Annotated in this window: 25 protein-coding genes; 14 read left to right on the plus strand and 11 right to left on the minus strand. The window is 41.2% G+C overall.

The window, feature by feature from the left end:
- Positions 1 to 23 precede the first annotated feature (23 nt).
- The 4 genes from MSC25_RS04055 to recQ all read right to left on the minus strand — a co-directional run bounded on the left by MSC25_RS04055 (position 24) and on the right by recQ (position 4,637).
- Complete coding sequence (locus MSC25_RS04055) at positions 24 to 596, minus strand: mechanosensitive ion channel domain-containing protein (RefSeq protein WP_248442694.1); 573 nt, start codon at positions 594 to 596, stop codon at positions 24 to 26.
- A gap of 69 nt (positions 597 to 665) precedes the next feature.
- Positions 666 to 2,375 (minus strand): POTRA domain-containing protein, encoded by a 1,710-nt coding sequence (locus MSC25_RS04060; protein ID WP_248442695.1) that lies wholly within the window; start codon positions 2,373 to 2,375, stop codon positions 666 to 668.
- A gap of 146 nt (positions 2,376 to 2,521) precedes the next feature.
- On the minus strand, positions 2,522 to 2,806 hold the full coding sequence (locus tag MSC25_RS04065) for a DUF3630 family protein (protein WP_029772370.1): 285 nt from the start codon (positions 2,804 to 2,806) through the stop codon (positions 2,522 to 2,524).
- Between the two features lie 7 nt (positions 2,807 to 2,813).
- The gene (gene recQ, locus MSC25_RS04070; protein WP_054983758.1) at positions 2,814 to 4,637 is read right to left on the minus strand and encodes a DNA helicase RecQ; all 1,824 of its coding nucleotides are present in this window, start codon (positions 4,635 to 4,637) and stop codon (positions 2,814 to 2,816) included.
- Between the two features lie 134 nt (positions 4,638 to 4,771).
- On the opposite strand from recQ, the gene MSC25_RS04075 reads away from it, so the two are divergent.
- Both MSC25_RS04075 and rarD read left to right on the plus strand, forming a co-directional pair.
- Entirely contained in the window at positions 4,772 to 5,227 is a 456-nt protein-coding gene (locus tag MSC25_RS04075; protein ID WP_248442697.1) for a thioesterase family protein, read from the plus strand.
- A gap of 130 nt (positions 5,228 to 5,357) precedes the next feature.
- A complete protein-coding gene (gene rarD, locus MSC25_RS04080; RefSeq protein WP_004587981.1) occupies positions 5,358 to 6,275 on the plus strand; it encodes an EamA family transporter RarD in 918 nt (305 codons plus the stop codon).
- Positions 6,276 to 6,327: 52 nt separating this feature from the next.
- Here the strand turns inward: rarD and MSC25_RS04085 are convergent, their stop codons facing one another.
- Together MSC25_RS04085 and MSC25_RS04090 are read right to left on the minus strand one after the other, a co-directional pair.
- Positions 6,328 to 7,563 (minus strand): response regulator, encoded by a 1,236-nt coding sequence (locus tag MSC25_RS04085; protein WP_039972264.1) that lies wholly within the window; start codon positions 7,561 to 7,563, stop codon positions 6,328 to 6,330.
- Positions 7,564 to 7,650: 87 nt separating this feature from the next.
- A complete protein-coding gene (locus MSC25_RS04090; protein ID WP_064385691.1) occupies positions 7,651 to 8,025 on the minus strand; it encodes a DUF413 domain-containing protein in 375 nt (124 codons plus the stop codon).
- A gap of 90 nt (positions 8,026 to 8,115) precedes the next feature.
- On the opposite strand from MSC25_RS04090, the gene MSC25_RS04095 reads away from it, so the two are divergent.
- From MSC25_RS04095 to ung, 8 genes are all read left to right on the plus strand, one after another.
- Entirely contained in the window at positions 8,116 to 8,985 is an 870-nt protein-coding gene (locus MSC25_RS04095) for a LysR family transcriptional regulator (protein WP_004587984.1), read from the plus strand.
- 198 nt (positions 8,986 to 9,183) lie between these two features.
- Positions 9,184 to 10,116, plus strand: coding sequence for a porin (locus MSC25_RS04100; RefSeq protein ID WP_054983757.1), 933 nt, complete (start codon positions 9,184 to 9,186; stop codon positions 10,114 to 10,116).
- 298 nt (positions 10,117 to 10,414) lie between these two features.
- Positions 10,415 to 11,224, plus strand: coding sequence for an ABC transporter ATP-binding protein (locus MSC25_RS04105; protein ID WP_248442699.1), 810 nt, complete (start codon positions 10,415 to 10,417; stop codon positions 11,222 to 11,224).
- A 4-nt stretch (positions 11,225 to 11,228) separates the two neighbouring features.
- On the plus strand, positions 11,229 to 12,233 hold the full coding sequence (locus MSC25_RS04110; protein ID WP_248442701.1) for an iron ABC transporter permease: 1,005 nt from the start codon (positions 11,229 to 11,231) through the stop codon (positions 12,231 to 12,233).
- 5 nt (positions 12,234 to 12,238) lie between these two features.
- Positions 12,239 to 13,729 (plus strand): cobyric acid synthase, encoded by a 1,491-nt coding sequence (locus tag MSC25_RS04115; protein ID WP_248442703.1) that lies wholly within the window; start codon positions 12,239 to 12,241, stop codon positions 13,727 to 13,729.
- On the plus strand, positions 13,713 to 14,312 hold the full coding sequence (gene cobO / locus MSC25_RS04120; RefSeq protein WP_004587989.1) for a cob(I)yrinic acid a,c-diamide adenosyltransferase: 600 nt from the start codon (positions 13,713 to 13,715) through the stop codon (positions 14,310 to 14,312). Before MSC25_RS04115 ends, cobO begins: the two co-directional genes overlap by 17 nt.
- Complete coding sequence (locus tag MSC25_RS04125) at positions 14,312 to 15,172, plus strand: cobalamin-binding protein (RefSeq protein ID WP_248442705.1); 861 nt, start codon at positions 14,312 to 14,314, stop codon at positions 15,170 to 15,172. The genes cobO and MSC25_RS04125 overlap by 1 nt, the downstream gene beginning before the upstream one ends.
- Entirely contained in the window at positions 15,169 to 15,831 is a 663-nt protein-coding gene (gene ung, locus MSC25_RS04130; RefSeq protein WP_248442707.1) for a uracil-DNA glycosylase, read from the plus strand. Before MSC25_RS04125 ends, ung begins: the two co-directional genes overlap by 4 nt.
- Before the next feature lie 180 nt (positions 15,832 to 16,011).
- On the opposite strand, the gene MSC25_RS04135 is transcribed toward ung, so the two are convergent.
- Both MSC25_RS04135 and tal read right to left on the minus strand, forming a co-directional pair.
- Positions 16,012 to 16,200 carry a DUF3545 family protein gene (locus tag MSC25_RS04135; protein ID WP_004587992.1) on the minus strand — a complete coding sequence of 63 codons (189 nt, stop codon included), beginning with the start codon at positions 16,198 to 16,200 and terminating at the stop codon, positions 16,012 to 16,014.
- A 305-nt stretch (positions 16,201 to 16,505) separates the two neighbouring features.
- Positions 16,506 to 17,456, minus strand: coding sequence for a transaldolase (gene tal / locus MSC25_RS04140; protein ID WP_004587993.1), 951 nt, complete (start codon positions 17,454 to 17,456; stop codon positions 16,506 to 16,508).
- A gap of 254 nt (positions 17,457 to 17,710) precedes the next feature.
- On the opposite strand from tal, the gene yaaA reads away from it, so the two are divergent.
- Together yaaA and MSC25_RS04150 are read left to right on the plus strand one after the other, a co-directional pair.
- Positions 17,711 to 18,490 (plus strand): peroxide stress protein YaaA, encoded by a 780-nt coding sequence (gene yaaA, locus MSC25_RS04145; protein WP_248442709.1) that lies wholly within the window; start codon positions 17,711 to 17,713, stop codon positions 18,488 to 18,490.
- 124 nt (positions 18,491 to 18,614) lie between these two features.
- Positions 18,615 to 19,571 carry a mechanosensitive ion channel family protein gene (locus tag MSC25_RS04150; protein ID WP_248442711.1) on the plus strand — a complete coding sequence of 319 codons (957 nt, stop codon included), beginning with the start codon at positions 18,615 to 18,617 and terminating at the stop codon, positions 19,569 to 19,571.
- Positions 19,572 to 19,737: 166 nt separating this feature from the next.
- Here the strand turns inward: MSC25_RS04150 and MSC25_RS04155 are convergent, their stop codons facing one another.
- The 3 genes from MSC25_RS04155 to srmB all read right to left on the minus strand — a co-directional run bounded on the left by MSC25_RS04155 (position 19,738) and on the right by srmB (position 22,117).
- Complete coding sequence (locus tag MSC25_RS04155) at positions 19,738 to 19,920, minus strand: hypothetical protein (RefSeq protein ID WP_248442713.1); 183 nt, start codon at positions 19,918 to 19,920, stop codon at positions 19,738 to 19,740.
- A 417-nt stretch (positions 19,921 to 20,337) separates the two neighbouring features.
- On the minus strand, positions 20,338 to 20,658 hold the full coding sequence (locus MSC25_RS04160; protein ID WP_004587996.1) for a BON domain-containing protein: 321 nt from the start codon (positions 20,656 to 20,658) through the stop codon (positions 20,338 to 20,340).
- Between the two features lie 229 nt (positions 20,659 to 20,887).
- Positions 20,888 to 22,117 carry an ATP-dependent RNA helicase SrmB gene (gene srmB, locus MSC25_RS04165; RefSeq protein WP_055016341.1) on the minus strand — a complete coding sequence of 410 codons (1,230 nt, stop codon included), beginning with the start codon at positions 22,115 to 22,117 and terminating at the stop codon, positions 20,888 to 20,890.
- Positions 22,118 to 22,193: 76 nt separating this feature from the next.
- On the opposite strand from srmB, the gene MSC25_RS04170 reads away from it, so the two are divergent.
- Both MSC25_RS04170 and MSC25_RS04175 read left to right on the plus strand, forming a co-directional pair.
- Complete coding sequence (locus tag MSC25_RS04170) at positions 22,194 to 22,892, plus strand: methyltransferase (RefSeq protein ID WP_248442715.1); 699 nt, start codon at positions 22,194 to 22,196, stop codon at positions 22,890 to 22,892.
- Between the two features lie 155 nt (positions 22,893 to 23,047).
- On the plus strand, positions 23,048 to 25,054 hold the full coding sequence (locus MSC25_RS04175; protein ID WP_248442717.1) for an alpha-amylase family protein: 2,007 nt from the start codon (positions 23,048 to 23,050) through the stop codon (positions 25,052 to 25,054).
- Positions 25,055 to 25,125 lie beyond the last annotated feature (71 nt).

Genomic DNA, 25,125 nt, shown 5'->3' on the forward strand with positions numbered 1-25,125 from the left:
TTTTGCGGATATGACTTTTAAAACTATGTCTTTTTAGGGCCAATAATCCGTTTTATTGCCGGTGCCTTTGTAGGCTTAGGTTCTTTATTTAATACCATAACCGGGCGTGTCACAAACAGGTTATTTGGGTAAACAACTCGGTGCCCATCCACATGCTCAAGTAGCACGTTCATTAAACCTAATTCGACAATGCGCCCTTCTATATGGTTTGCGCCATCAACAATACGCACCCAATTTCCCACATGAAAACCATTTTGAATAAACATGAGTAAAAAAGCGGTAAGGTTACTAAGCAGCGACCAAGCGGCAAATAAAGCGACCCCGAGCATAGCAAATAATGATGAGCCCAAAACTAATAGCCCGCGCAGCTCTATACCCCAAAATATAAGCACTAAGCACAGCACGACAAACGCGAGTATTATTTTTAATAACAGCTCAGCTCTAAATTTACGATGAACATCTACTTTTCCTTTTATGGCTTTTTCGAGCAACTTTTTAGTGATTTTTAATAAAAGAGGAAAAAGTAAAATGGCGATAAGGGTAACAATCAATTTATATTGCGTACCCATTAGCTCTAAAAGTGCAAACAATTCCAAAGTGTGATCCCGTACTTTTTTTAGGAAAATTAAAGCGCTAGTGTAACGCTTTCGTTTATTGCTCGCTATTTAAAAGGTGTTTTTAACACTCACGAGCCACTGCACCGAATCAACATCGCCGTAGCTATCAAGCGGGGCGGCAATATCAAGGTGGATCATGGTGCCGGAGTTTGCTCTGCTAGGTGCTAAACGCAAACCCACCCCAACATTTTTTAAAACATGATCGTTTTCGCCGTTGTCTTCATCGTTAAACCAAGCGCGGCCAACATCAACAAAGCCCGCTGCACCGACTTTAAATAGCTGCAGTAAATCGTACTCCCAGTAATAGCGTTTTTCTAAGCTGACTAAAAAGCTTCGGTCGCCATGCTGGTAATCCATAGGATAGCCACGAAGGCCCGTTTCGCCGCCAAGTGTTAGCTGCTTATCGGCGGTTAGGTTTTTAGCATACTGGGCACGGGCTTTAACAAACCAAGATTGGTTTTCGCTGGTATTTAAGTAGTACTGCACTTCGCTGGTGGCTAAAAAGTTTTCTAGTTGTTTTTGCTCTTTATTCCAATAACCATCCACTTGAGCACTAAAACGCCACAGCGTTCTGTCAGTAGTAAAGTGCGCTTTTTTAGCTTTTAACGAATACACGGCTCTGCTGTCATCATTACTTAGTGACTCATCTGAGTAGCCTAATAGGGCTTTAATATTCCACCCTAAATTTAAATCTTCGGTGCGCGAAATACTGTCAAAATTACGCACTTTTATATAACTGTCTTCAAACCAATGACCACTCACATAGGGGTAACTTAGTTGTCTGTTTTTGGCCAAGGGAGCAAAGGTTGTTTCTATTTCTGCAAAGCTGTCTTCTTGGTTTACATAGCCAAGCGTTAAGCGCTGTGTCCAGCTATCAGATAATGCTTTAGAGTGGCCTAAAAAAGCGCTAAAAAAATCGGTTGTTTGATCAAACTCGCTGTATTCATCACCACGGCGATACAACGACTCTTCTCGCTGTTCAGAAAAGCTTTTAATACCATAGCTATAAGGTGTATCTATGGCGTAAAACGGATAGGTTAGCTCTAATAAGTGGCGTTTTCCGTCACTGTTGTCGGCATACTCTAAGCGCCCGCGATACCGGCTAGATAATATATTAGGATCATCATAAACAAATAAATAACCATTACGATCACTGTCGGTGGTGCGTGAAAACGACAAACGCTTACCCCAACCCAGTAAATTGGACTCACGAAAACCAATGCTCGATTTATTTTCGCCACCGCTGCGACTAAAGCTTATTTCGGGTAGTAAGGTCCATAAATCGCGAGTTACCACCGTTACATCTACGTTGCCGTCGCAGTTTTCAACCGCGCTTATTTGCGCATCATATAAATAGTTTTGTTGGCGTAATAAACGCTCTGACTCAGCGAGCTTTCTGGCATTGTAATTATCACCTTGTTTAAATAACAAAATATTACTAATAACGTCTGGCTCGGTTTGAATATGCGCGCGGTTGGCAAAACGAAAAAGCGCGTTATTTTCCTCCTCCAACTCGGTATTAAAAACGTTAAGTTGTTTAAGGGTAATTGAGGTTATTTGGGCGTCGCTGCGACTATTAATCAGTGTGGTTTTATCTTCAACCTCACGGCGTAAATTATTGCTTTTGTCTGAGTGAGTTTGCACAGGGGAGCAGGTGTTAGTTTTATTGGGTGGTTGTTGTGCAAAGGCCTTAGGCGCACTAAAGCTTACAAGGGCTAAGCTTATACAACAGTGTGCAATCCATTTTCTATTCACCATTCAACCTCTTCAATACTACTGCAAATATGAGTCGTAATATCAGCTTACATCATTGTTATTACAATGTAAGTAAAAGGTATGGATTTTGAAACTAATTAATTGTTACCGTTATGCACCTTTGTTAATTAGTGCTTATGCGAGGCGTTTTAGCTTAAGTAAAAAGCAAGGGCTGCTAATAAATGCTCGGCTTCTTGGCCTTCGCCATTAATCCAAATACTTTCGCTGTAGTGTTCAAAATTTAAATTAAAGGTTTGCTGTTGATAGCTAAAGCGCAATTGATGACGGTCAGCACCCCCTGCGTAGTCAATAATTGTTATTTCATCTGCGTGTAAAAACAGCGTGCTCCACAGCTCAAAGTCTTCATCGTGTGGGGCTTCTACCGGGCTTATAACAATGCATTTATGGGCGTGATTGTATTCAATTTGGGTCATAGTTTACTTAATTGCTAGCAAGGTAATTACGAATGGCCGTTAAAAATTCGCCGCCATATTTATTGAGTTTGGTAAAGCCAACGCCCGATACCTTTAAAAATTCGCTGTCGTTGGTGGGCATTAATTGCGCCATTTCGGCTAAGGTTTTATCGTTAAATACAACGTACGGCGGTACATCGTCGGCATCAGCGAGTTCTTTACGCAGAGCCCGTAAGCGGGCAAATAGTTTTTTGTCGTAGTTAAACTGCGCCAGTTTATCTTGGTATACGTGTTTAGCTTGTAAGCGCGGCTCGGCAAGCTGTAGAGCGTATTCACTTTTAAGCACTGCGCGTGCTGCTTCGGTTAAGCGCAGCGAGGCGCCTTGGGTAATATCTTGGCTTAACAAGCCTTGGTGTATAAGTTGGCGTAATATACTGAGCCAAAATTCACTGCTTTTGTCTTTGCCTATGCCATAGGTGCTGAGTTCGTGGTGGTTGTTGTCGCGTATGCGGCTGGTATTAGCCCCGCGTAATAATTCTACAATATAGCCTAAGCCAAACCGCTGCCCAGCTCGATACACACACGAAAGCGCTTGTTGCGCTACTAATGTGCCATCAAAGCTTTTTGGTGGGTTAATGCAAATATCACAGTTGCCACATTGCTCGCGTTTATACTCGCTAAAGTAGTTTAATAGTATTTGCCGGCGGCATGTTTGCGCCTCGGCAAAGCTGGCCATGGCATTAAAGCGTTGTTCTTCTACGCGGCGGCGTTGTTCATCGTCTATGTCTTCAAAAAAGCGCCTAACGCGGCCTATATCGGCGGGATCAAAATACATAATGGCTTCTGCGGCTAAGCCATCACGCCCAGCGCGGCCAGTTTCTTGGTAGTAGGCTTCAATACTTTTTGGAATATCGTAATGCAGAACAAAACGCACATTTGGTTTATTTATGCCCATACCAAAGGCAACGGTCGCAACGACTATTTGAATATCATCGCGGGCAAATCCGGTTTGCACAAATTGGCGTTGCTCGTTGCTCATGCCGGCATGGTACGCGGCGGCATTTAAACCTGCATCCGCGAGTTTTTCGGCAATGTCATCAACGCGTTTACGGCTAGTGCAGTAAATAATGCCACTTTGATTTTTTTGCTCTTTTAAATAGCGCAGTAGTTGCGCCATTGGCTTGAACTTTTCTTCGATGGTGTAACGAATATTCGGTCTGTCGAAGCTGCCGGTATGTATATAGGGCTGTTGTAATTTTAATTGCTCAACTATATCAAAACGGGTCGCTTTATCGGCCGTGGCGGTCAGTGCCATCATAGGTACATGGGAAAAGCGCTGCTTAAGCTCATTTAATCTAAAGTAATGAGGTCTAAAGTCATGCCCCCAATGCGATACACAATGTGCTTCGTCAATTGCAAATAAGCTAATATTTAAATGGCTGAGTCGCTCGGTAAATTCATGCTGAAGCACTTTTTCAGGGGCAACATACAGTAATTTTATTAGCCCTTGGTGCAATTGTTGGTACACCAATTGTTGCTCTTCGCGAGCCAGGCTATTATTAATGTAAGCGGCTTTAACACCTAATGCTTGCAGTTGCGTTACTTGGTCTTGCATGAGCGAGATAAGCGGTGAAATTACCACAGTAACCCCTTCAAGCACTAACGCTGGTACTTGGTAACACACTGATTTACCGCCGCCTGTAGGCAGTAGTACCAAAGAGTCTTGGCCATTAATGGCCGCGTCGATCACCGCTTTTTGGCCATCACGAAACTCGCTGTAGCCAAACACTTGTTTAAGAACCGTGTCGGGCTTGCGGACCAATGTGCTAGGTGTAGGGGTTAGAGTATTCATCGGCGGCTATTTTAGTGGTTTTTTTATAGGATGTCTTTAGCTTAGAGGTAAATGATTTAATTAGTGCCTCGTGGTTTTGCTTCAGGTATGCTTAACTCATCGTACCAGTGTTAATTTAAACATAGAGAATAATAATGAATAAAGAAATGTTAATTGAACAAGTTGGCGCACTGTTTGTAAATGGCATGCCATTTAATCAGTTTTTAAATATCTCGGTAGAGTCGCTCAGCCCTGAGCAAGGTAAAATTACCTTTCCCTGGCAGGATGTATTTATAGGCAATCCTGCACAAAAAATTCTTCATGGCGGTATTATATCGGCGGTGCTCGATAATGTGGGCGGCATGCTTGCAGCAGCCAGTGTTATTGATAAATTAACCGACCTTGATATCCCTAGCGTACAGCAAAAGCTGGCTACCTTAGGCACTATTGATTTGCGCACAGATTATTTGCGCCCTGGCAAAGGGGAAGCATTTACAGCCAGTGCTACTTTGATCCGCTCTGGTAATAAAGTGTGTGTATGTAGAATGGATCTACACAATGAAAAGGCAATCCAAATCGCCTTTGGTACAGGTACGTATTTAGTAGGTTAAAGCTGCTAATTACGCACGGCTAAAATAAAAAGCTTTGCCTTGCGCTGAGCTTTAGTTACCGCAAAATAAATCACTTAATAGCGCGAATTGGTATAAACTGTCGGTCTTTTAGTATGAATAAGTAGTATGTATGTCGATTGCAAACGAGCAGCGTAAAGGCGGTATTTTTGCCTGTTTAGCTTTTTTAATGTGGGGCTTAGCGCCTATTTATTTCAAACAAATACAGCATGTTTCTGCTTTTGAAATTTTAACTCACCGTGTTGTCTGGTCTGTGGTTTTTTTAGTGCTTGTGGTCAGTGTGCTTAAATACTGGGATAAGGTTAAGCGCATAGTTGCCCAGCCAAAAATTATTTTAATGTTAGTACTTACCTCTTCTATATTAGGCTTTAATTGGGGGTTATTTATTTGGGCGGTTAATAATAACCATATGCTCGATGCCAGTTTAGGGTATTACATAAACCCATTACTTAATGTGCTGTTGGGTATGCTATTTTTAGGCGAGCGGCTGCGAAAGTTACAAGGGTTTGCAGTGTTTTTAGCCTTTGCGGGCGTAGTATTGCAATTGGTCAGTTTTGGCTCGTTTCCGGTGGTGGCGTTTTCGCTTGCCACGTCTTTTGCTATTTATGGCTTACTGCGTAAAAAGTTGCCTGTTGAAGCGCTGCCAGGCATTTTACTCGAGGCCCTAATTTTACTGCCGGTTGCATTAATTTACTGGTGGGTAATGGCACCAACACCTACTTCCGACTTAGCCCTAAACGATTGGCATACCAATGCGCTGTTAATTAGTGCCGGTATTATTACTACGTTGCCGCTGCTTTGCTTTACCGGAGCGGCCAAGCGTTTGCAGTACACAACATTGGGCTTTTTTCAGTACATAGGACCAAGTTTAATGTTTATGCTTGCTGTGGTGTTTTACGATGAAGTATTTGATGCAGAGCGGGTGATTACGTTTGCCTGTATTTGGAGTGCGCTGGCTATATTTACCTGGGACTCTTATCATCAATCGCGTAAGCGTAAAAAAGCGGCTGTAACCGCCGCCGAAGTTTAATACCTATGCGCAATAATAGTTTAAGCAAGTTGCTATAAAGCAGCGTTAAGGTTTAGCTTATTACTTTATTACGGCCGGTTTCTTTTGCATCATACAGCTTTAAATCGGCCTGTTTAAGTAACTCATCTATTTGATAAATAGGGCCGCTTGCAAAACCAATAGAAATTGTAAATTTAATTTTTTCTTGGCTAAACTCTTGGCTATTAAGCTCTATAAATTGCCTAAATCCTTCAAGGCGTTTTAGCGCTTGCGCTGTGGTTGCATCAGTAAAGTAAACGGCAAATTCTTCACCGCCTAAACGAGCGACTAGCTGCTTTTCAAAGTACTTTTTAAAACACACCGCCAACCCTTTGAGAACCTCATCCCCTGAATCGTGACCGTATGTATCGTTAATCGATTTAAAATGGTCTATATCAAGCATGGCGAGTGCGCCATCTTGATTCGATTTTTTTAAATACTTTAGAGACTTGCTCGACTCTTCAAAAAAGTAGCGTCGATTAGGCAGGTTTGTTAAGTAGTCAGTATTTGCTTGGCGTTTAATTGTTGCTATTTGCTCAAGCATGTCGACGTTTTGACTTAGTCGGCAGTAAAACTCTTCGCTGTTAAAGGGTTTATGGAGGTAGTCGTTGGCACCATTTTTTAAAAATAGGCTCGATAATGCTGACGAGTCAGCACCTGAAATACCGATAATGGCTTTTTCATCATTACTGTAAAGCCGGCGAATTTCGGCGCATAGCTCATCACCATTCATGTTTGGCATTTCGTTATCGGTAATAATAACAGACACGTCTTTTTGGCTTTCAAGTACTTCTAGCGCGTCTTTGCCGTCCTTAGCTTCGAGTATTTGATACTTATGGCGCTTTAGTAAACTACAAATGTATCTACGGGTAGAGGTTGAGTCGTCGACGACCAACACTTTTACGTTCTCGTTACGTGGTAAACGGCTTAGTTGTTTTTCTAGGTATTGGTAAGCTTGTTTGTTTTCTTTGATTATGTAATCAATTATTGGGTATTTTTCTACCGTGTCGCGAGTTTGTTTATCTATATTGCCTGTCATTACGATGGTGGGAATGTCGGCATTAATAGTATACGGAATCGCCTCACCGGCAGGAGCATCGGGAAGGATAAAATCAACAACAGCGCAAAAGTAGCTATTGTGTTTTATTAGCTCTTTTGTTGCCGCTAAAGACTCGGCTATATCTACTTCGTAACCTGCTTTAAGCGCGATATGCTTTTGCACACGCGCTATAGTAGGCGTATCTTCAACTATGAGTATTTTTCGCGTCACGTAACAACCTTGTTTGATATTTTGCAAAAGTATTTGCTTATACAAGTTGTAACTGTTAAAACGCAAAAAAGCAAATATCTTAGAGGCTTATACGCTATCTGATTCGCTATAATCGTCTTGGCTTATTGGTACCGGCCCTGACATTTTTGAACGGCCAAAAAGAGTATGAAACTTGGTTTTACAGGTTGTTAGTTTTAAATATTTAACCCAGGCTTTTTCGATTGGGTTTGTAGGTTCTTTACTGCCACAAACTACGTCAACAAATTGCTCTTGTATCGTATTTTGGGGTGCTAAAGTTTTATTATAAAGCCCTTTTAGTACAACGCCGTGTTGTTCTAATATGCTGGCTTCTAATAAGGTGAAGTTTCCGCTGCGGCTAAACCCGCGAGGAAAGTTTTGATCATCATAAAATTGACGTTGGCTAACAAACGCTTGGCGAAGTAGTGAAATATCGTTGCTCATAACTGTATCCTCATACCCTGTTTATTGCTGGAGTATGATGCAAGTTTGACAATTTATTAAACAAGTTATTTTTATCGTGAGGATAAAAAATTGGATATAGATTTATTAAAAACATTTGTAGAGGTTGTGCGCACGCGTCACTTTGGTAAAGCGGCTGAAAACCTGTATATCACTCAATCGGCAGTAAGCTTTCGAATTCGCCAATTAGAACAGGGGTTGGGTGTAAACTTGTTTATTCGCCAGCGTAACAATATTCAATTAACGGCGCCAGGAGAGCGATTGCTTCCGCACGCTAAAATGATCATCACTGGCATGCAGCGTGCCAAAGTCGATGTGGCACTTGCCGATAACATGCACAAGCAAATAAGTTTAGCGGGTACACCTAATATATGGGATGCGTTTTTACAATTTGGCATTACTAATATTGTGTCGGCTATGCCTGGGGTCTCGTTGGTCGCAGAGGTTAAAGCCCAACAAGAAAGCACGCGGTTATTATTAGAGCGTACGCTTGATTTAGCCATTTTATTTGACCCCCCTAAAGTAGACGAGCTTGTGGTTGAGCGAATTTGCGAGCTGCCAATTATTCCGGTTAGTGGCTATGACACGGCCACTAACGAGAACTTTTTTGATAACCAATATGTATATGTTGATTGGGGTACTACGTTTTCACTATGGCATGCGCGCCAATTTACCGGTAAAACGCCGCCTTATTTTAGAACCAGTACGGGGCGTATTGCCCTTGATTTAATTCTTCAGTGTGGCGGCAGTGCGTTTATCCCCGAGGTACTTGTTGAATCTCACCTAGAAAAGGGTGAGCTGTTTCATGTAAAAGACGTAGAACATACTTCGCGTGATATTTTTGTGGCCTACCACAGAGACAACGAACAAAAAGAGTTAATAGAAACCCTGATTAACTTATTACCTAAAATAAATGCTTATCAGCCTGTTGATGAACACTAAATACCGACTATGATTTTTAATGAGGTTGAATAGGTACAATTTTGTTTATTAAATATTCATGTCGGTTTGTTTTCAGAATTTAGACACTTTTATTAAAATAAAAAGACAAAAATGTTTCCTTTGTAATATATCTGTCATTTAACGGTGACAAACTGCAGCTGTTTTAAAAATTAGTCTTGTGATTATCGAGGAAATAACATGAATTTTGTAAAATCGAGCTTATGTGTTGCACTAGTAAGTGGTTTATCTTTTAGCGCGTTTGCAGACGTTGATGTATACGGTAAAGCGAATGTTACTGTGCAATCGTCTGATGATGGCGAAGGGTCTTTCACTGAAATTAAAAGTAATGCATCTCGCTTTGGACTAAAAGGGTCTGAAAAGATTACTGATGGATTAGAAGCGGTTTATAAGTTTGAGTTTCAAGTTGATGTATCTGATGCTGACTCTAAAGGTGATAACGACGACAATATTTCTGCACGTAACCAGTATGTAGGTTTAAAAGGTGCATATGGTCAAGTTGTTGTGGGTCGTAACGATACAGCGCTTAAACAATCGCAAGGTAAGTTAGATTTATTTAATGACCTTGAAGGCGATATTAAAAATGTCTTTAAAGGCGAAAACCGCTTAGGTGATTCAATCACTTATACATCTAAAAGCTACGAAGGCTTTAAAGTACTTGCTACATTTATTGCCGAAGATGACGTAGATGCAGATAACGGTTATTCAATGGCGGTTACCTACGGTGACTCTGCACTTAAAAAGAGTGCGGTTTACGCCTCGGTTGCAGCCGATAGCGAAGTAAATGGCTACGATGTAGTGCGTGCGTCAATTCAAGGTAAAGTAGAGAGCTTTAAATTAGGCGCTATGTACCAAACTCAAGAAAAAGTAGACGGTAGCGCAGAAGCTGACGGCTATTTATTAAACGCAGCCTACAGCATGGGTAAAAACACGTTTAAAGTGCAATACCAAGCAATGGACTTTGATGACAGCGACGACAAAACGGCAGTTTCTGTAGGTGTTGATCATAAGTTTAATAAAAACATTAAAGTATTTGGTTTTTACTCAAGCTTTGATATGGACAACAATGTTGACCAAGACTACGTTGGCCTAGGTATGGAATACAAGTTTTAAGCGCTGCTTAAACACTCCCTTTATTAACCGCGCTCTAATGAGCGCGGTTTTTTTTGCTTTAAATTATTTGCTTACCCGCCCATAATAGACCCTCATTTGGAATGGGGTGAAATTCCTCAACTATTCCCGTAACTGTAATTAGCACCACGCTTTAAGTCAGATACAAATGAGACATATCAATCAGCATGAGAAGTTCTAGATTGGTATACTTTTTTAACGAGCGGGTAAACTCATTTTTATTGATGCACTAGTCTTTTAGCTGTGTGTTAGTGAGTGCACGCTTTCCAAGGACTCACTTTTGCAAACTACATTAGCGCCAAATACACCCTTATTAAACGTTCAAAATGTGTCGTGGGACGTTGATGATCATGCCATTTTAAACAATATTAATTTACACATAGCTAAGGGTAAGTTTATTGGGTTAATTGGCCCAAATGGGGCGGGTAAGTCGAGCTTATTGCGCTGTTTGTATCGCTTTAATAAACCCACCGCTGGTAACGTTACCTTTAATCAGCAGGATATTTGGCAGCTTAAAAGTGAAGACTATGCAAAATATGTTGCTGTAGTTCTCCAAGAAACGCCTGCGCAATTTAACCTAACATTATTTGATGTGGTTGCCCTTGGGCTTACACCTCATAAATCATTATTTAGCGCCACCACCCACAGCGACAAACAAAAAATTACACAGGCAATAAAAACCGTAGGGCTTGAGCAACAGTGTAAGCAAAATTTTGAATCGCTTTCGGGGGGCGAAAAGCAACGTGCATTGATTGCCCGCGCTATAGTGCAGCAACCGCAATTACTCATCATGGATGAGCCAACCAGCCATTTAGATGTTAAATACCAAATACAAGTGATGGAACTGGCAAAATCGCTAGGGGTCACTGTGTTTGCCTCATTTCATGATTTAAATTTAGCAGCCGCTATGTGCGATGAGCTGGTGGTTATTAATAAAGGTAAAATAACACATACAGGTTCGCCTACGCAGGTACTTAGTGAGGACATGCTAGCGGATGTTTTTGGGGTATGTGCGCGCGTAACTAGCCACCCTCAGCGCACAGAAAATGGCCAAACTATTCCTCATATTACTTACTTTTATGGCTATTAATTAAATGGATATAACAAAAATAAACCAGTGGACAATATTTATAGCAGCCGTGTTAATTGCACTGGGTAGCCTTTTTAGCGCACTGAGTTTTGGCGCCGCAGATACGCCGTTAAGTGATGTGCTCACAGGGGTTTTATCAGCAGGGGAGGGCTCGTTTAACGCGCGTATTGTTTATGAGCTTAGGTTACCTCGTACCTTACTTGCCTTTATGGCGGGCGCAGGTTTGGCTATTGCAGGGCTTATTTTACAAACGGTTACCCGTAACCCGCTTGCTGATCCGTATTTATTTGGCATATCGTCAGGCGCATCGTTTGGGGTAGTACTGCTTATGGCCGTTGCGGGTATTAGTGCAGGGTTTATGTTATCAGCTGCTGCCTTATTAGGGAGCTTTTTAGCAATGGGCTTATTGATACTTATTGCTGGGCGGCAAAAAAGGTCGCAAGTAGAGTCTATGTTGCTAGCGGGGGTGGCACTGTCGTTTTTATTTAGCGCATTTACAAGTTTATTGCTGTATTGGAGTGACCCGCAAGCAGTGGCTGGTATTTTGTTTTGGACGTTAGGCAGCTTTGCCCGCGCACAATGGGCCACGTTATGGTTGCCATGCGTGGTTATAGTGGTGTGTATTAGCTTTATGCTGAGCTTTAAAAGGCAGTTAAATGCGCTGCTACTTGGCGATGAAAGCGCGATAACGCTTGGGGTCCGTGTGCACCGTTTTAGAATTTTAATGTTGGTATTGAGCTCGTTAATAACGGCCGTGCTGGTGGCCTTATGTGGCGGTATTGGTTTTGTAGGTTTAATGGTGCCGCACATAGTGCGCTTTTTTATATCTCAGGGCAGTACTGCTGGCTTACTAATTACCAGTTTAGTGGGCGGCACGTTTATGGTGTGGGTTGACGTGCTTTCGCGCTCATTACTTAAAAACCAAGAACTCCCTGTTGGGGTGATTACAGCAGCTATGGGTAGCGTATTTTTTTTAAGCTTACTCTTTTTTAGAAAAACAAAGGCATAGTGCTGATGAAAACCTTAATGATTCAAGGCACTACGTCAGATGCCGGAAAAAGCACCTTAGTCGCTGCGCTTTGTAGAGTGTTTGCAAAGCAAGGTGTAAAGGTCGCGCCTTTTAAACCGCAGAATATGGCGCTTAATAGCGCGGTTACAAAAGAGGGTGGAGAAATAGGCCGTGCGCAAGCTTTGCAAGCTATAGCCGCTAAAGTAGAGCCTCAAAACGACTTTAACCCCATATTGCTCAAACCAAATAGTGATACGGGGGCACAAGTCATTATACATGGAAAAGCCATTAGTAATATGGAGGCAGGGGCGTATCATAACTATAAACAAGTTGCGATGGATGCAGTGCTTGCCTCGCATAAACGCCTAGCAAAGCAGTTTGATTTATTATTGGTTGAGGGCGCAGGCAGCCCCGCAGAAATAAACCTACGCGAGAACGATATTGCCAATATGGGTTACGCAGAAGCGGTAGATTGCCCCGTCATTATTATTGCCGATATAGACAAAGGCGGTGTGTTTGCGCATTTAGTGGGCACACTTGCGCTATTAAGCGAATCCGAGCAAGCGCGCGTAAAAGGCTTTGTTATAAACCGCTTTAGAGGCGATATAAGCTTGCTACAAAGTGGGCTAGATTGGCTTGAGCGCTACACAAAAAAACCAGTGCTTGGAGTGCTGCCTTATTTGCATGATTTAGCACTTGATGCCGAAGATGCTGTAGCAATAGATAACACGGTGACGACTGCCACCATTAATATAGCCGTGCTTTTATTGCCGCATATTAGTAACCATACCGATTTTGATGCATTGCGGCTGCACCCAAATATTAATATAAATTATGTACGCCACACACACGCGATCCCACCGGTTGATCTGATTATTATTCCTGGCAGTAAAAACGTGCTGGGTGATTTAAGTTTTGTAAAAAATGAAGGCTGGGATACGCAAATAAAGCGGCACTTACGCTATGGTGGCAAAGTATTGGGGGTGTGTGGCGGTATGCAAATGTTGGGGTATACCATAAATGATCCCAACGGAGTCGAGTCGTCATTAAAGCAAGTAACGGGGCTTGCCCTATGCGATTTTGAAACCACTCTAAGCACGCAAAAAGTACTCACTAAAGTAACGGCGGCTATGCAGTTAAATGATTTGCAAACACCGTGTAGCGGCTACGAAATTCATGCAGGCATTAGTGAAGGCGCAGCACTTAATAAGCCATTTTTAATCTTTAACGCGCACCATCATGGGTTTGAAAACGATGGCTTTATTAGTGACGACAATGCCATTGCTGGTACTTATTTACACGGCTTGTTTGATGAACCCGCTGCCACACTGCAAATTTTAAAGTGGGTCAAAAGCGATGCAACCATACAACCTGTGAGTATTGTAGCGCACCGCGAGCAACAACTAGAGCGCTTGGCCACTATGTGCGAGGCGCATTTGAACATGCAACAGATTATATCGATTTATGAAGGAGATAATAATGACGGATACAAATAACGATAAGCACCAGCAGCGCCAACAAAAAGTAAAAGAGCAGGTAGATGCACGCGTGGCTGCTGCGCAAGATGTTAAAGGGATATTTCAGGTAATTACGGGTAATGGTAAAGGTAAATCCACCTCAGGCTTTGGTGTGGTTGCTCGCTGCGTAGGGCATGGTAAAAAAGCCGCTGTTTGTCAGTTCATTAAAGGCACATGGGAGTGTGGAGAGCGTAACTTATTACAAGGCGCAGGGGTTGAATTTGCCGTTATGAATACCGGTTTTACATGGGATACGCAAAACAAAGAAGCCGACACCGCAGCCGCGCAAGCAACGTGGCAAGAGTCAAAGCGTATGCTTGCAGATAGCAGTATTGATTTAGTATTACTAGATGAGCTTACCTACATGGTGACTTACGGTTATATTGATTTAGATGAGGTAGTAAACGCGCTAAATAATCGCCCACCCATGCAGTCGGTTATTATTACAGGTCGCGCAGCGCACCGCACGTTAACAGACCTTGCCGATACTGTAAGCGAAGTGCGCAATGTTAAACACGCCTTCGACTCGGGTATAAAAGCACTAGAAGGGTTTGATTACTAATGTATAAAGCGTTTTTTACTGCACTGCTGTTATTATGTTTAGGGGGCAGTGCCGTGGCCAGTGATACAGCTGCGCCAGATAAACTGCGCGTTGTAGCACTTGCACCGCATATAGTAGAAAACTTATTTGCTATAGGTGCGGGAAGTAATATTGTTGGCACTGTTGATTACGCCGATTACCCAAATGAAGCTAAAAGTATTGAGCGCATTGGTGGTTACTATGGTATTTCCCTTGAAAAATTATTAGCGCTAAAACCCGATTTAGTGATTGGTTGGAAAAGCGGTAATCAAAGTGAAGATTTAGAACAAATTAAACGCCTTGGTATAAAAGTACATTTAAGTGATCCAAAAAAAATAGAAGAAGTTGCAAACGAGCTGATTGTTTTTGGAAAATTTACAGGGCGTATTGAGCAAAGCAAGCAAGTAGCAAACGCATTTATTACTAAGCTCAAAAAAATTAAAAAGCAGCAGCAAAGCAAAAAAATATTAACTGGTTTTTATCAATTATGGCCAGAGCCAATGATGACGGTAAGTGAAAACACATGGATAAACCAGCTTATTGAAACATGTCATGTAAGCAATGTATTTGCACACAGCCCAACCGACTACCCGCAAATAAGTATTGAAAACGTGGTGATTAAAAAACCACAGATTATTATTATTCCTGATGAACAAGCCGATAAGCCACAACCTAAAATTAATTGGCAAAAATGGCCAGAAGTCCCCGCTGTAAAACATAACCAATTTATACGTGTAAATGCCGATTTATTACATCGTTTTACACCGCGCATGCTAGATGGACTGGCAAATATGTGTGATAAAATAGACGCATCACGCAAACAAATTAAGAGTATACAATGAGCGATTGGCCAGCCTTTTTAGAATATGAATTACAGCAACCTTATATGCAGCAAACATTAGATTATGTGGCAAAACGCCGTGTCGAAGGTGTTGCTGTGTACCCACCCAAAGAGCAAGTATTTAGCGCCTTTGAAGCGACAGCCCTTAACAATATTCGCGTGGTTATTTTAGGCCAAGACCCATACCACGGAGAAGGCCAAGCCCATGGCTTATGTTTTTCTGTGTTGCCAGAGGTTAAAAAGTTACCGCCGTCGCTAAAAAATATGTACAAAGAATTGGCAACGGATATTCCCGGTTTTGAAATACCAGACCATGGCTACTTACAAAGCTGGGCAGAGCAGGGCGTGTTTTTACTCAATACGGTACTCACGGTTGAGCAAGGCCAAGCGCACTCGCATAAGCATTTAGGGTGGGAGCAATTTACCGATAACGTGATAGCCCATATAAATGCACACTGCAAAGGAGTGGTGTTTATTTTATGGGGCGCTCATGCGCAAAAAAAAGGTAAAAATATTAACAGCGCTCGCCATCATATTTTAAAAGGGCCTCACCCGTCGCCGCTTTCTGCGCATCGTGGTTTTTTTGGCTGTAAGCACTTTTCACACACAAATGAATTGTTACAAACCCAAGGCGATACGCCCATTAACTGGCAGGTTTAATTGATATATTAAAAAAGGCTTTCGTATCATGAAAGCCTTTTGCTTAGTTATTGTGTATTAATGCCCATGCGCAATAATTATCAATTACTTTGAAGGGGTAAAACCTGGCGTTAGCTTTACTATCGATACGGTTTTCCTGCCGCAAAATAAATTGCCTAATTGAGCGCAATGAGTTTGAAATTAAAAATCTAGCTCATCAATTTCAATGCTGTCTGTAAAAAAGTCTAACTCCTGTAGTTCTTTACGTAACCGTTGTTTGTCTTTTATGGCCTCAATCTCGCGCCACTTTCTTTTTTTATTCTTTTGAGAGGTTTTTCTTGTTGTATCAGGACCTTCTAATATCTCTAATATATCGTTTAGGCTATCCATGACTATCTCCTATTGATTTTAGTGAACCTCGAGAATACCTATACCACAGGCCTAGCTAAAATAGAATAAAAAAGTGACGAATTTGTTACAGGTATGTGATGCGTTGATGAAGTTTAATACTAACTAGCTTTATTGAGCGCGCTATTTTTAGATAGAAAAAATAAATAAAAAAACACTAAAAGTGAGCTATTTAGCTGTGTAGGCAATGGTACATGCTGTGGCAGGTTAGTATAAAGCAGTGCGGATTATATTAAGGGCATAAAAAAACGCCGCAGGTGCAGCGTTTAATACATAATTAGCGCGTATTACATTGCTTTAAAACGTGCTTCTAGCTGCTCTTGTGCATCTGCGAATGAGCGGATACCTTCAGCTAGTTTTTCAGTGGCCATTGCATCTTGGTTATGTAACCAACGGAACTGCGACTCAGTAAGTGGAGCAGGCTTTGGCTCTTTAGGAATATCACTTTGTAGTAAGTATTCTTCTGCGCCTTCTAAATTGCCTAAGTCTTCTAGTAGGTTAGGGCTAATCGTTAGCTTGTCACAACCTGTAAGCGCAATAATTTCGCCAGTGTTACGGAAGCTTGCGCCCATAACGACGGTTTTGTAATCATGGCGTTTATAAAACTCAAAAATGCTACGTACAGATTGAACACCTGGATCTTGTAGCGGATCGGTTGGTTTTTCCATACCATTTGCTACGTGCCAATCTAAAATACGGCCAACAAATGGTGAGATTAAAAATACATTTGCATCAGCACACGCACGTGCTTGAGCATCGCTAAATAATAAAGTTAGGTTACATTTAGTCCCTTCTTTTTCTAGCTGTTCGGCCGCTTTAATGCCTTCCCATGTAGACGCAACTTTAATTAAAATTTTGTCTTTGCTTACACCTTCTTTTTCATAAAGGCTAAGCAGGGTATGTGCTTTATCAATAGTTGCTTGGGTGTCGAATGATAAACGAGCATCTACTTCAGTAGAAATATAACCAGGTACAATTTCGCTAATTTCTTTACCAAGTAATACGGCAAAGTAGTCACATGCAAGTTCAAGCTGTTTAGCTGCGTCTTGCTCTGTTTCTTTTGCATAGCTCCAAGCTTTATCTAAATAAGGCTTGTAAGCTTCAATCTCGCTCGCTTTTAATAAAAGCGACGGGTTTGTGGTTGCATCTTCTGGTTGATGCTTTTTGATCGCTTCAATATCGCCAGTGTCGGCTACGATAGATGAATGTTGTTTTAGCCTTTGTAGAGCGCTAGTCATTTGCCTTCCTCATTCCAAGCAAGTTAAAAGAAAATCTAAACTACCTTAATATAAGTATTCAATACTGCAACAGTGTGACAATGCTTGATAGGTCTTATGTCCTTATCAATAGAAAAACGACGATGCATGATTTATTAAGGTAGGATTTAGGCCATTGCGATTAATTTTCAATGGTATTTTATAAACAAAACGTGCTTTTCGTCTCATTTAATGTTGAAATTGACATTAAATAAATTACAAGTCAATAGCTAACTATGATCACTGTTATTTCACCAGCAAAAAATCTTGATTACGAAACGCCACCCGCAACAGATAAGTTCACTCAACCTGAATTACTAGAGCACAGCGAAGAGCTCATGAAAGTATGCCGTGAACTAACTCCAGCGCAAATTGGCAGCCTAATGAAAATTAGCGATAAGCTTGCAGGGCTTAACGCTGCGCGCTTTAGCGAATGGTCGCAACCATTTACACAAAGTAATGCCAAACAAGCGGTACTAGCCTTTAACGGCGATGTGTACGGTGGTTTAGATGCCGCAACACTCACTGCCGCTAACCTCGATTATGCGCAAAACCATTTACGTATACTTTCGGGTTTATACGGCTTATTAAAGCCGCTTGATTTAATGCAAGCCTACCGCCTAGAAATGGGTACTAAGCTTGATAACCCTCGCGGGAAAAATTTGTATGAATTTTGGGGTAGCATTATTGCTAATAAATTAAACGAGGAATTAAAAGCGCAAGACGCACAATACCTCGTTAATCTTGCTTCAAACGAGTACTTTAAAGCAGTAGATAAAAAAGCACTCAATGCGCAAATTATTACCCCGCATTTTAAAGACTGCAAAAATGGTCAATATAAGGTAATTAGCTTTTACGCTAAAAAAGCGCGCGGCATGATGGCCCGTTACATTATAGAAAACCAGGTAACACAGCTTAGCCAATTAAAAGAGTTTACTGTGGCGGGTTATTACTTTAGCCCTGAAGCAACCACTAAAGAGCTTGAGCCTGTATTTATGCGCGACGAGCAAAACTAAGCGTTTATACTCAGCAAACAATGAGTTAAAAAGCCATGCATTGCATGGTTTTTTTTTATGCTGGCGCTAAACTTGCTAACTTCACCTACTATTAATGAGATAAAAAATAGATAGGTGTAAAAATATGATCAGCATACCTTCAGTAGCCGAAGCCGAAAAACTCATCGAAGAAAAACTCGGAGGGTGGTTTGATGTAGTAATAAGCCACATCCCAAACTTTATTGTGGCAGTGGTAATAGCCATTGTATTTTCAATAATAGCGCGCTTTGCCGGCCGGCTAATGAAAAACCTATTAAGGCGCTCACTCGACTCTAAGCAAATTGCAGATTTAATGGCGTCTATTTTTAAGGTTATTGTGTTATGTGTGGGCCTATTTATCGCTTTAGATTTTATGGGGTTAAAAGGCACAGTCACATCGTTACTAGCGGGTGCGGGTATTGTGGGTTTAGCCATTGGCTTTGCTTTTCAAGACATGACCGAGAACTTAATTGCCGGTATTGCTATGGGAATACGCAAGCCATTTAAAGCGGGTGATGTAATTGAAACCGACGACGTATTTGGCTCGGTACATTCTATAAACCTGCGTAACACGCTAATAGAGAGCTTTTACGGGCAGTTAATACTGGTACCTAACAAGGTATTATTTAGAAATGTGTTAAAAAACTACACCACGTTAGGCGTTAGGCGCATAGAGGTACCTGTGGGTATTTCATACGGCGACGACATTGAAAAAGCCAAAGAAGTTATCGTTGATAAAATTAACGAGTTTGACTTTGTAATACGTAAAGATGAAACCGCTGTGTACGCAGAAGGTTTTGGCGACAGTAGTATTAATTTACTGGTGTGGTTTTGGATAAAATACCCAGGCGAGCCAGACTTTATGACAGTACGCCATAAAGGCGTAGTCGCTGTTAAACAAGCGCTTGATGCTGCAGATATAAGTATTCCATTCCCAATACGTACGTTAGATTTTGGCATTAAAGGCGGTGAAAAGCTCGATGCCATGATAAGCGATAAAATAAACCAACAGTCACCCAAACAACAAGGTGGGAGTAATACGGGTTCAAATCAAAGCGAATGAGCGACTAATACAGGTTTAAACTAGCCCAGTAATAGTTACCCACTAGCAGCGCATTTTTACATAAAAAGTGCGCTGCTAGTAATTTCAAAGCGCTAAGTCGGGTTAAATTTAACTATACTTTTAATAAATTTAATTTAAGTTAATACTTATGTGTTTTTCCCTGTCATCAAGTTTTTGCAACTTTAGCAGGGCAATCTGGAATAGCGCAGCTATCTAACTCTATTACCTTGTCGCCTACTTTTAATTCTGCCAGATCAGCAACAGAATCTGCATAGACTTTTATAATATCTATTTCACTAATTTCTGGGCTAAAAAAAGCCGGATACAGACACATCTGCAGCAAAGCCAAATATAGCTTCCTCTGCATGGCCAATAAGAGGGATTAGCAGTAGTAAATAAATCGTTTCATGTATTAGCTTCTTTGTGTAAGTGATGGGGCATTTGCATGCATTAAGTCATATATTATCTGTTATTTATGGTGAGGTTGATTAGCAAACACTTGTAGGTTGCCAACGGTATTAAAAATGCGCTGATTAGATGAACTTTACAGCCTTGTTATAGCATTCTTTTATCAAAGCTGTAGTAAGTCACTAATTTAAAAGAGTGGGAAAGGGCGGCTAAGTGTTTGCTCTATTTTTAATAGGGGAGCTAAAGCTAGAAGTTTAGATACTAAAGTGTGCTGTTAAGCATAAAAAAGCGCGGCTTGTGTTGGAGAAACAAGCCACGCAGAGGAATAAGTTATATAAACAAAAATTGTAATGCGGTATTAGATAACACTAATTTTATTACGGATAATTTTAACGCCATCCATATTTTCTAAAAACTTTTGCGCAAGTGCACGCTGAAAACCTGTTTGCGCTTCACCGTATAGGTCAACTTCACCGTCTTCGACCTGCACGCGAATATCGCTTAATGCTAAGTTTGGGTTAGTACGTAACGTATTGGTGATTGTTTGTTGTAAGTTAGGTTGAGTAGCCACACTGCTTACTACGGCTAAGTTAGTTGCTGCACTTACTTTTGTAGCGCAAGCTAATAAAAATAAACAACAAAATGATACTAAAGCGATAGTTAACTTAAAGCGGTTCATAACTTCATCCTTACATTACGGTTAATCGTGCAGCTATTCTTAGCTGAGTTACTTTCTCAGTTACAATTTCGATGCCAGTTTTAATTTGTTGAAATATAAGGTTATTTTATTAAGTGGGAATTCAGGTGGGCAATAATTACATTTTAATGGGAATGAGTTACATGCTTGGGTTACATTTGTAACGGGTACAAAAAAGCCGGCAACTGCCGGCTTGTTTATTTATGGTGTGCTATTTCTTTTTATTTTTAGCTTTGGCTTTTTTCTTAGCTTTCATTTTTACAGGGTCTTTACGCTTTTTAGCGGGTGGCTTAGCTTCTTTATGCTGTGGCTCAAGCCCTTTAATTATACGGCGCTTAAGCTTTTGCTCTGTGTATCGCTCAACCTTGTATAAAATGCCAATGTCGTGTGCTTCAACTAATGATATAGCAATCCCTTTTTTACCTGCACGGCCAGTACGGCCTATACGGTGTACATAGACATCGGCAGTGCGCGGCATATCAAAGTTAATTACGTGGCTAATGTCAGAAACATCAATACCGCGAGCCGCAACATCGGTTGCTATTAATATGCGCGTTTTGCCACTGTGGAAATTTTCCATCGCTTTCATGCGCTTATCTTGCGGCATTTCGCCACGCAGCCACGCGGCTTTTACGCCATTGTTAGTTAGCTCACCAATTAGCGTTTCTAGGCGCTCACGGGTTTTTACAAACACAATGGCTTTACTTACATCTGGGCCGTTTAGGGTATTAACCAACAGCTCAAGCTTGTGGTGGTAGTCATCAGCAAGGTGAACCCATTGATGAATTTTTGCTTTTTCTTTGCGTGACGATTCGGCTTCAAGTAAAGCAGGGTCGTTTAAAATACGCTCAGCAAATAACTCAACGCTATCGCCTTCTAACGTTGCAGAGAATAAAAAGCACTGACGACGGTTTTTAGCTTCGTCACATATGCGCAGCATTTCTTTTCTAAAGCCCATGTCTAACATGCGGTCGGCTTCATCAAGAATAAGCATTTCTACGTTTTCAGCATGGAAATTTTCGGTTTCAAGGTATTCCATTAAACGCCCTGGTGTGGCGATTAAAATATCGTTATTGTTTTCAAAAATTTCTTTGTGGGTGCCGTAGTTTATACCACCTGTTACTACACCAATTTTAAGGTGAGTGCCTTTAGCAAGCAGTTCACACTGCTCATGAATTTGATAAGCCAGTTCACGGGTTGGGGTCATTATTAACACACGTGCAAAACCTGGGTCGCGACGCGGAAAATCCATTAAGTATTGAATAGCCGGAATTAAAAATGCCGCCGTTTTACCTGTGCCAGTAGGTGCTGATGCTAAAATATCGCGACCTTGCAGCGCTTCAGGAATAGCTTGTTGTTGAATGCTGGTTGGTGTCTCGTAGCCCATTTTATCAATGGCGTTGAGTAGTTTAGTATCAAGATCAAATTCAGAAAATTGCATAGAGTGTCTAAAATAAGGGACAATTACCTGCAATTATACGCGCTATACGCCAGTTGGTGAATGAAAAGGTGAAAAAATGTCAGGGTTTACGTTTAAACAATTTAAGGTTGAGCACGATAGCTGTGCTATGAAGGTTTCAACCGATGGCATTTTACTTGGCGCATGGGCGTATTTAAAAGGTGCCAACACATTACTCGATATAGGCACAGGTACCGGTTTACTTGCGCTTATGTGTAAACAGCGCCAACCAGCACTTAGCATAACCGCTGTTGAAATTGATGAAGCTGCTTACAAGCAAGCGCAGCAAAATATAGCCTCTAGCCCGTGGCCAAATATCACAGTAAAGCACACCACTATACAAGCGTTTAAACAGGCGGCGCCATTTGATGTTGTGATTTCTAACCCCCCTTATTTTAACCGTAGTTTAAAAGGGCTAAGCGATGCCCGTAACACCGCACGCCATACCGATGGTTTAAGTTTTGACGAACTAATACATGCCTATATGCGTTTAAGTCATGAGCATTCGTGCTTTAACGTAATTTTACCCACCACAGAGGTGGGCTTATTCGTTGAATTGGCAAAACAAAGCGGGCTTTATTTAAACGCGCATTGCCAAGTAAAAACCACACCAAGTAAAGCATTTAGCCGCAGTTTGATGCGCTTTAGCTTAGTAAACACTTTGCCAGAGCTTACCTCCCTATGCATAAAAGATGACAACAACCGCTACAGCGATGATTATATTGCGTTATGTAAAGCGTTTTACTTGAAAATGTAAGTTTTAAGGCAGGTAATTATCTAGTAATAAAGGATAGTTTACCCATTATGCATACGTATTCAGTTTTTATTTGAGCAACTCTCAAACTAGTGTTAACCACTTGTAAATAACGTCGAGTATGTTGTTTAACTCGCCCAACACTGGAAACACACACTATGAAACTGAATAAAATGATCACCACTGTAGGTTTTAGCTTAGGTTTAACCTTACCAAGTTTAGTATCGGCTGCGCCTACAACATTTGTGCATTTATTTGAATGGAATTGGCAAGATGTAGCCCAAGAATGTGAGCAGTTTTTAGGACCAAAAGGGTATGCTGCGGTACAGGTGTCTCCGCCTAACGAGCATATTACAGGTAGCCAATGGTGGACTCGCTATCAACCTGTGAGCTACCAACTACAAAGCCGAGGCGGTAACCGTTCGCAATTTATAGATATGGTTAATCGCTGTAACACCGCAGGCGTCGATATATATGTTGATACATTAATAAACCATATGGCAGCCGGCAGTGGTACGGGCACTGCTGGTAACACTTTTGGTAATAAACAATACCCTATTTTTAGCCCACAAGATTTTCACGAAAGTTGCTCTATTAACCCAGAAGATTACGGTAATAACCGTTATCGCGTGCAAAACTGTGAGCTAGTAGGGCTGGCCGATTTAAACACTTCTTCAAATTATGTGCAAAATACATTAGCGGCATATATTAATGACCTTCAAGCTATGGGTGTTAAAGGTTTTAGGTTTGATGCTGCTAAGCATGTTGCTGCAAGTGATATTCAAAGTTTAATGGCAAAAATAAATGGCTCGCCAGTGGTGTTTCATGAGGTGATAGACCAAGGTACTGAAGCGGTTGCAGCCTCAGAGTATTTAAGTACAGGGCTAGTTACCGAGTTTAAATACAGTACGCAGCTTGGTAATACCTTTAGAAATGGCTCGCTTGCATGGTTAAGTAATTTTGGTGAAGGCTGGGGCTTTATGCCAAGTTCATCAGCTGTGGTATTTGTAGATAACCACGACAATCAACGCGGCCATGGTGGCGCGGGTAATGTAATTACCTTTGAAGATGGCCGTTTATACGACCTAGCCAACGTATTTATGTTGGCATACCCGTATGGGTATCCAAAAGTAATGTCGAGTTATGATTTTCACGGCGATACAGATGCGGGTGGGCCAAGTGTACCGGTGCACAATAATGGCAATTTAGAATGTTTTGCAAGTAACTGGAAGTGCGAGCATCGCTGGTCTTATATTGCGGGTGGTGTCGATTTTAGAAATAACACAGCCGACAACTGGGTAGTAACAAATTGGTGGGATAACACCCATAACCAGATTGCATTTGGACGTGGTAGCTCTGGTCATATGGCAATTAATAAAGAAGACTCAACGCTTAATACAACAATTCAAACAGATATGGCGCCTGGACAGTACTGTAATGTGTTAAAAGGCGAGCTTTTGGGTAATGCTACTAGTTGTAGCGGTGAAGTAATAACAGTTAATAGCAACGGCACCATCAATTTAAATGTAGCGCCATGGGATGCAATAGCAATTCATAAAAATGCTAAATTAACTCAAGGAACAGTGCCTAATAATAGCGACTGGAAAAGAACCGTTATTTTTATTAATGCTCAAACACAAAGCGGACAAGACATGTTTGTACGCGGTGGTATAGATCACAACTATGCAAATACAAACCTTGCTAGAAACTGCCAAACAACAAATGTTGAATGTGCTATGCCAATTCGCCATAACAATCTAAAAAACAACACCACAACACCTTGGAAAGCAAACGATAACTACCTAGATTGGTATGGAATTGAACAAGGCCAAAACAGTGAAGCGCAAGGTACTGCCATGGATTGGACTACAAATGTTTGGCCAAGTGAATATGGCGCCCAAAAATCGGTAACAGTAGATGGCTTTGGTGTTACACCCCTTAATATATGGGGCGAACACTATTGGATGCTGGATGTTGATATGGATTGCAGTAAAGCTGTTAACGGATGGTTTGAATTAAAAGCATTTATAAAAAATGGCCAAGAGTGGGAAGGCGATATAAGCCAAGCAAATACCCCCTATACAAGTACTAACCATATGGCACAGTGTGGCAAAATTAATATGTTTGAATTTAACAGCTCAAATGTAGAGGTACGTAACTTTTAAATACGTACTTTAAAACGCGTACGTTAAAAAACTATCAGCCAATTTAAAACCAAGTGGGTTAACGCGTACTT

The organism is Pseudoalteromonas sp. 1CM17D, from assembly GCF_023161805.1.
In the GTDB taxonomy this organism is placed as follows: Bacteria; Pseudomonadota; Gammaproteobacteria; order Enterobacterales; family Alteromonadaceae; genus Pseudoalteromonas; species Pseudoalteromonas atlantica.